Annotated in this window: 5 protein-coding genes and 1 pseudogene; 3 read left to right on the top strand and 3 right to left on the bottom strand. The window is 71.8% G+C overall.

The window, feature by feature from the left end:
* Together NM1_RS40470 and NM1_RS40465 are read right to left on the bottom strand one after the other, a co-directional pair.
* On the bottom strand, positions 1 to 458 hold a 458-nt coding region (locus tag NM1_RS40470), incomplete at its 3' end, for a DUF1707 SHOCT-like domain-containing protein (RefSeq protein ID WP_169814411.1).
* Between the two features lie 50 nt (positions 459 to 508).
* Positions 509 to 1,159, bottom strand: coding sequence for an HhH-GDP family DNA glycosylase (locus NM1_RS40465; RefSeq protein ID WP_068033097.1), 651 nt, complete (start codon positions 1,157 to 1,159; stop codon positions 509 to 511).
* Between the two features lie 138 nt (positions 1,160 to 1,297).
* Between NM1_RS40465 and NM1_RS40460 the strand changes: the two genes are divergently transcribed.
* The gene (locus NM1_RS40460) at positions 1,298 to 2,458 is read left to right on the top strand and encodes a zinc-binding dehydrogenase (RefSeq protein WP_068033095.1); all 1,161 of its coding nucleotides are present in this window, start codon (positions 1,298 to 1,300) and stop codon (positions 2,456 to 2,458) included.
* Between the two features lie 37 nt (positions 2,459 to 2,495).
* Here the strand turns inward: NM1_RS40460 and NM1_RS40455 are convergent, their stop codons facing one another.
* On the bottom strand, positions 2,496 to 2,759 hold the full coding sequence (locus NM1_RS40455) for an IniB N-terminal domain-containing protein (protein WP_068033093.1): 264 nt from the start codon (positions 2,757 to 2,759) through the stop codon (positions 2,496 to 2,498).
* 382 nt (positions 2,760 to 3,141) lie between these two features.
* Here NM1_RS40455 and NM1_RS40450 point away from each other — a divergent pair, with 382 nt between their 5' ends.
* Complete coding sequence (locus NM1_RS40450; protein WP_068033091.1) at positions 3,142 to 6,408, top strand: LuxR C-terminal-related transcriptional regulator; 3,267 nt, start codon at positions 3,142 to 3,144, stop codon at positions 6,406 to 6,408.
* Between the two features lie 48 nt (positions 6,409 to 6,456).
* Positions 6,457 to 7,222 (top strand): annotated as a pseudogene (locus tag NM1_RS40445) (hypothetical protein); the annotation flags it as partial.

Below are 7,222 nucleotides of genomic sequence, written 5' to 3'. Positions count from 1 at the left end.
GGGCGTTGCAGATCGGCGGTGAGCTCGGTCAGATCACCGAGAGTCTTTGCCGCCCCGGCCAATTCGGTCAGGGCGCGATGGTCGTCTTCGGACAGCTGCCCGTCGCCGCGCGCGGCATCCAGGATCGCGCACGTGGCCGCGCGATCGGCGTCGCGCGCGCGGACCCCGCCGGAATACTCGCCGCCGCGATGCCGCAGCCGCAGCGAATCGGGCGGCGGCAGTGTGAGATCGGCGGTCTCCGGCGACGGCTGCAGATCGGTCACCAGGCGGTGTAGTTGCCCCAGCGTCTCCGCGGCCGCCGCGCGATCCGAGCGATCGTGGTATTCGTCGGCGCCGAGCTGGCCCTCCTCGTAGGCGACGTCCAAGCGGGCACGCGTGTTCACCCGGTCGACATCGCGGGCTCGAATTCGCCCTGCCGCCGCCGAGTATCCCGGCGATCCGGACGCTTTCGACACCACCACCGGATCTTAACGCCGCGGCGCGACGAGCAGGGCCGATAGGCGACACGTCAGCGGGCTGCAGTGAGGATCTCGTCGGCCAGTTCGCGGTCGAGGCTGATGCGGACCAGGGCGGCGGCGAAGTCGGCGTCGCGGCCGCGGGGGCCGAGGTCGTCGAGGGCGTGCGGGTCTGTGGGTAGGTGCAGTTGTTCGGCGCCCTTGCGGGCGCGCTCGTCGAAGTGGGGGCGCACCCAGGTCCACACGTCCTGGACCTCGCGCAGGAAGATGTCGGCGCCGACCGGGCCGATGCCCTTGAACTGTTGCAGCAGTTCGGCGAGGCGGCGCGGATCGCGATCGGCCTCGTCGGCGAGCCTGCGCAGGTCACCGTCGTATTTGTCGAGCAGCAGGGCGGCGTTCTCGCCCAGCCGGGTCGCGGTGGATTCGTCGTAGCGCTTGTAGTGGGCGCGGCCCAGGGCGTCGACGAGTTCCTGCCAGTCGGCGTCGGCGACCCGCTGCGGGGTGCGGTAGCCGGAGCTGTTCAACTCCCGCGCGGCGGCCACCGCGATCTCCGCCGAGATCCGGGTGCTCAGCAGTTTCGCGAGCACGAGCAGCTGGAACAGCGGAGCGGGTTTGTCGGCCAGCGTGATCCCGGCCTCCGCGGCGTAGCTGGTGCCCGCGCGGTCCAACAGCACGCGCACGACGTCGGTGTTCTTTCGACTCATCTCGCACCACCTTTCGTCAGCCTCGGCGTACCCCGCGACGCGCGGGTTACACGGCTTCGGCGCGCCGCCGCTCGATATGTGGAACCGCAGTGTTCCGAAGTGGCTGTCGGGCGCCGAGGGCCGAGGTACCGTGCGGGTATGAAGGCGGTCGTCTGTTCCGAAGGCAAGCTCGAGGTCGCCGAAATCGGTGCGCCGCAACCGGGTCCGGGCCAAGTGTTGCTCAATGTGCTGCGGTGCGGGATCTGCGGATCCGACCTGCATGCCCGGGTGCACTGCGACGAGCTCGCCGATCTGGCGGCGGCCACCGGGTACGACCGGTTCATGCGGTCGGATCAGCGGGTGGTGATGGGGCACGAATTCTGCGGGGAGATCGTCGAATACGGGCCGCGCTGCCGCAAGCGATGGCGGCCGGGGACACCGGTGGTGGCGCTGCCGATCGTCCGGCACGAGCGACAGCCCGAGCTGACCGGCCTGTCGGTGGCCGCCCCCGGCGGCTATGCCGAACAGGTCGTCGTGCAGGAGGCGATGACCTTCCCCGTGCCGAACGGGCTGTCGTCCGAGCATGCCGCGCTCACCGAGCCCATGGCGGTGGCGTGGCACGCCGTGCGCAAGGGCCGGGTGAACTCGCGGCAGACCGCGTTCGTGATCGGCTGCGGCCCGATCGGCCTCGCCGTGATCACCATGCTGCGGGCGGCGGGTGTGAAAACCATTGTCGCCAGCGACTTCTCACCGCGACGCCGGGAGCTGGCCGCCCGCTGCGGCGCCGACGTGGTGGTCGATCCCGGCACCGAGTCACCCTGGGCCGCCGCACCGCGGAAGGGCCGGGTCATCGGGGTCGAGGACGTGCTCAATCTCGGCTTCGACGCGATGGACCGGCTGCGACGAGTCCCGAAACTGCCGTGGTGGTACGCCTTCCGGCTGGCGCATACGCTCAACGCCGGGCCCGCCGGTCCGGCGATCTTCGAATGTGTCGGCGTCCCGGGCATCATCGATCAGATCATCACCGCCGCCCCGCCGCGATCGCGGGTCGTGGTGGTCGGGGTGTGCATGGAGACCGACAGCTTCCGCCCGGCGATGGCGATCAACAAGGAGATCGAGCTGCGGTTCGCATTCGGCTACGACCCGGGCGAATTCCGCGACACCCTGCACATGATCGCGGACGGCAAGGTCGACCCGGCGCCGCTGATCACCGGCACCGTGGGCCTCGACGGCGTGGACAATGCCTTCGCCGCCCTCGCCAGCCCGGAGGAGCACGCCAAGATCCTCGTCGATCCCGCGAGCGCGGCCACCGCGCCCTGATCCGGCCGACTTTCGCTACGCAAATATCCGTGCACCGTCACCGCGGGTGATCGGGCGCCTCGACAGCGCTGCCGCCGAATACCTCCGCGACGTCGACCGCCGCCCAGGCGCTCGCCGTCGCGGGCTCGGCGACCAGCGCCGACTCGGCCAGCAGCGGTGTCACGGCGGCGATGTCCTCCGGTGTCACCGCGGCCAGTCCGGCCGCGGCCAGCGCCTGCTCCGGGTCGGCGTGGTAGCTCGCCGCGGCCTCCTGATCACGCATCAGGCCCGCGAGGAATTCGCGTATCACGTTGGCACTCATCGCGCGTCGTCTCCTGGATCGGCGGACGCTGGGCGATCCGCGGCATCGACTTGTCGATCTCACGCTAGGAGCCGCCGCCGCACACCGGATCGGGGCAAACCCCCCTGCTTTCCGCGGCGGCGCGCCGAGCTTTGGGGGAATTTCCCCGAACCCGCCCGACTCGAGTAACAACGAACACCCAGCAACCGAAAGCACCGATAGGTCGAAACGACCATTAAGCCTTGCGAACAACATGTGCTTCACCTCGCGTTTCGAACGACAGGGGCTCTCGAATGACGCACGGCCCGGTGCCCGGCAGCACCGTCGGATCGTCGATTGCGGCCGCCTCGGCGACCACGGTTCGCTGTTTGCGCCGACCGGACGAACAGGTGGTCGAGGTTCGGTGACAGCCAGTACCGCGATCGCGCACGATTCGCTCCCGGGCGCGCGAGAACTCTTCCGGGAATTGGATTCCGCGGGCTCGGACCCGCTCGTCTATCTGATCCGCGGCCGCTCCGGCACCGGCAAGTCGACGCTGCTGTCGGCGGTCCGGCACCGGCTGCGCGGCCGGGGGATCGTCTCCTGCGGGACCTCCGCCGAGGCCGCGGCGGGCAACGGATCCCGCCCGGCCCTGATCGTCGACGACGCCCACACCCTCGGCCCCGACGAGCTGGAAAAGCTGTGCGCGACCGTCGAATCGGGGCAGTACACGATGGTGCTGGCCGCGCGTCCGCGACCGCACGACCCGGCCCTCCGCGCCCTCACCGCGGCGGTGTCGCGCCGCGGCCGGGTGATCGACCTGCGCACCCTCGGCGTGGCCGATATCGCCCCGTTCGCACGGGAATTGGGAATGATGGTGCCGCGCCCGGTCGCCCAGCACATCCACGGGCGAACCGCCGGCATCCACGGCGGCGTGGTGGCGGCGCTGTCGGCGGCGTGCGCGACCCGGCTGGAAGCGGGGATCGAGGCCGTCGACGAGGCGGTGATCGCATGGGCGCGAACGCTGCTCGACGACACCGATCAGGCGCTGCTGGACGCGTTCGTCATCGCGTCGACCGGCACCGGCCTGGATCCGGTCGAACTCGCCGAGGTACTGGACATGCCCGCCGACGCCGCGGCGGACCTCATCGATCGTGCCCGCGCGAGCGCTCTGGTGACCGATGCGGACCTGCTGCTCGCGCTCGCGGTGGCGCCGCTGCGTACCCTCGTGGGCGATCGGCGCTTCCTCGCCGTCCAGCGGCGGCTCCTGCGGTCGCGCCTGGAGGCGGGACTGCTGCGCAACCACACGGCGCTGCTGCTGGCCGAGGGCGGCGTCCGCGATTCTCGACTGGCCGAATTCCTGTGCGGTGCAGCGGAAACGGCGGGGAACGAGGCGAGCCGCTATTACGCGGCGGCGGCCGCGAGCGGTCTCGGGGCCGGGTGGAAGCCGACACCGGCGGAGACGGTGCGCTGGGCGGAGGCCGCGGCCCGGCTCGGCAACGGCGACCTCGCCCTGCGGCTGACCGAACCCATCCTCGCCGGTCCGGACAGCCCCGCCACGGAACTCGCGGCGGCCGTGCGCATCTGCTCCGGCGTGTGGATCCGCCGCGGACTCCCCGCACGCGCGGCGGAGCTGTATTCGTGGCTCGGTCCCCATCGCGTCGGCGCCGACTGGGCCGCCGGGTCCACTGTCCTGTACCTCGCGGGCGAAACCGACAGAGCCGCAGCAATGTCCGCCTCCGCGACGCTCTGGCCGCCCACCGAGGCGACCGCCCGGGCAAACCTCATCGCCACCGCGGTAGCCCGTTCCCTCACCGCCCCCGCGGCGCCGGACACCACCACCACGGTCGAGCATCGCACGCCGCCTTTACCCGCGCCCCAGGCCGTCTCGCACACGTCCGCCGAGGAGAGCCGCGCCGGAATCACCGATCCCCCGAACACCAACTCGCACAACGCCGATCCGCACAGTTTCGCAATCTCGGAAGTCCCGGAGACCCAGCTGCGGGCCAACACCACACAGCCGATAGATACCCCGGATCCGAACGGCCCGGCCACCCGCCGGAACGCCGCGGAAACACCGCAGCCCACATCTGCCACACAACCGCGCGCGGACGCCCCCCGCGCCGCCGCTGGTCCGGATACCTCCGTCGCCACATCGCCAGGGCGTGACCTCCGCGACCCGGCCGACCCGAATACGTCCGCTCCCCACGTCCGGGACCACGCCAGGGAAACCCACCCGCACACGATCACCACGCCACTCGTGGATGCCGACCGCGGTCCGGCCGACCCGCACGACACCGTTGAAGCACACCCGCGGGCGTCCACTACTCCACCCGGGGATACCACCGGCGATCCGGAAACGTCTGCTGCGCTGCGCATCCCGCACCGCGCCATGGAAGCGCGCCCGTCGGCGACCACCGCACCGTCGGCGGATGCCGGCCGCGACTCGGGTGCTGTCTCGGATCGGTCCTCGGTGCTCGCGGCGGCCTCGACGTTGATCCAGGCCGCCCGTAGCGATCTGTCCGCGACGGAGACGGGCGATCGTTTCCTGCCGTATTCGGCGGTCTCGATCGCGACGCTGCTGTGCCTGAGCATGGGGGAGCCGCGCCGCGCCGCCGATGCCCTGCGCGGGGGTTCGACCGTCCCGCAGGGACCCGCCGCGGCCCCGGCATCCGACGCGTACGCGCTGACGTATCCCGAAACGCAACCACCGCCGGACCCGCGGCCCACCCCGGATCCGCACCTGCTGGTGCTCTCGGCGTGGGCGTCGATGCTGGGCGGTGACGAGCAGGCCGCCGCCGCACTCCTCGCGGCGCTGCCCCTGGACACGCTCCCGGCGCGCGACCGGCTGCTGGCACACGGCGCCCTGGTCGGGTTGGCCCGGCGCAGCGGCGACCACGCCGCGCTGACGCTGGCCTGGCAGGCCGCGCATCCGCTGTTCGACGACGTCGGCGTCGACCTGCTGGCGCTACTGCCGATCGGCGAGCTGTGGCTGGCGGGCATCCGGCTGCGCGACGAGGGCCGGATCGACCCGCTGGTGGACGCGGCGGGAAAGCTGTTGCACCGCTTGGGCATTCCACCCGCCTGGTCGAACGTCTTCCACTGGTACGGGATACAGGCGGCGATCGCGCACGGCCGACCCGACGAGCTGATGGCGCCCGCACGGCACCTGCAGGCCGCGGCCCGGGCGGGGGATCCGCACGCGGCAGCCCTGGCCGGTGCGGGCCGCACCTGGGTGCTGGTGCTGCGGGGCGAGGTCGTCGGCGACCGGGTGACCACCGCGGTCCGCGGGCTGGCGGGCATCGGCATGGCGTGGGATGCCGCGCGACTGGCGGGCGACGCCGCGCTAGCGGCCGACGATTCGGCGACGGCGACGGCCCTGCTGAAGCTCGCCCGCACCGTCCGCACCGAATCCCGCCCGCCGCAGCCGCCGATTCCCGCGCCCGCACCCGTCCACGGCCCCGGGCCCGCAGCGGTGTCGCGCGACGCCATGCTCAGTGAGCGCGAACGCGAGGTCGCCGAACTTGTGCTTTTAGGACTCACCTACCGGGAAATCGGCGCTCGACTGTACATCTCGGCGAAGACGGTGGAGCATCATGTCGCGCGGATCCGGCGTCGGATCGGAGCCGGGTCCCGTTCGGAGTTATTGTCGATGCTCCGCGCCATGGGCCACGGCTCACTGCTCGTGTGACATCCGGTGCGGAGCCGACCGGAACGCACCGAAGCGAGGTAGAAGAGGATGGCCACAGGGGTGGGCCTGCGCATCGCGGAGGACGAATGCATCGCGGCCATCGTCGCCGGTGCCGGTGAACCGGACGACGACCCGACCGAACCCCACTACATCGTCCGCGAGTCGGTGTTGCACATGTCCGACGACGGCGACGCCGCGCTGGGCGGCGACCCGCCGGAGGGACACTCCCACTCCATCACCGAATTCTTCGCGGCCGTCGGCGACCCGGCCGGTATCTCGGTCGACGACGGGGAGGCCTACCGCGCCGAGGACCTGGTCGCGACCGCGCTGTTCTGCCTGATCAACCTGGCCGCCGACCACCTGAACGGCCCCGCGGAGTTCTACGCCACCCATCCGGCGGACTGGCCCGCCCAGCAGGTGACTTCGCTACGCGACGCCCTCGACTATCTCGGCCTGCGCTCGGTGGTGCTGGTGAGCGAGGGCGACCTACCCGAACCCCCGGGCGAGAGCGGGAGCGCCCCGGGGGCGCCGGATACGGCGGGCCGCGGATATGCCCGCGACGCCGCGCGTGCCGCCCTGGCGGCCGTGCTGGCTACCCCGGCCGGAACCACCCCGCCGGATCCGACCCACACCGAGAATTCCCTGATCGTCACGGATGTGCTACCCGCACTGTCCGCGGACGGATCGGTCGCACAGGCGTATTCCGCGGCCATGCCCGCGGCCTATTCGGCGGATGTTCCGACGGCCTATTCGGCCGGCGTGCCGACGGCCTATTCCGAGGCCGCACCCGCGGACCGCCCCGCCGCCGCGGAGG

Source organism: Nocardia mexicana NBRC 108244 (genome assembly GCF_001613165.1).
In the GTDB taxonomy this organism is placed as follows: domain Bacteria; phylum Actinomycetota; class Actinomycetes; order Mycobacteriales; family Mycobacteriaceae; genus Nocardia; species Nocardia mexicana.
Note: the sequence above shows the minus strand (reverse complement) of the source record. Positions and strands in the feature narration are given on the sequence as shown.

What these genes read in the sequence shown, in the direction of transcription:
- NM1_RS40465 (WP_068033097.1), bottom strand. Translation starts at nt 1,159, where the DNA reads ATGAGTCGAAAGAACACCGACGTCGTGCGCGTGCTGTTGGACCGCGCG.
- NM1_RS40460 (WP_068033095.1), top strand. Translation starts at nt 1,298, where the DNA reads ATGAAGGCGGTCGTCTGTTCCGAAGGCAAGCTCGAGGTCGCCGAAATC.
- NM1_RS40455 (WP_068033093.1), bottom strand. Translation starts at nt 2,759, where the DNA reads ATGAGTGCCAACGTGATACGCGAATTCCTCGCGGGCCTGATGCGTGAT.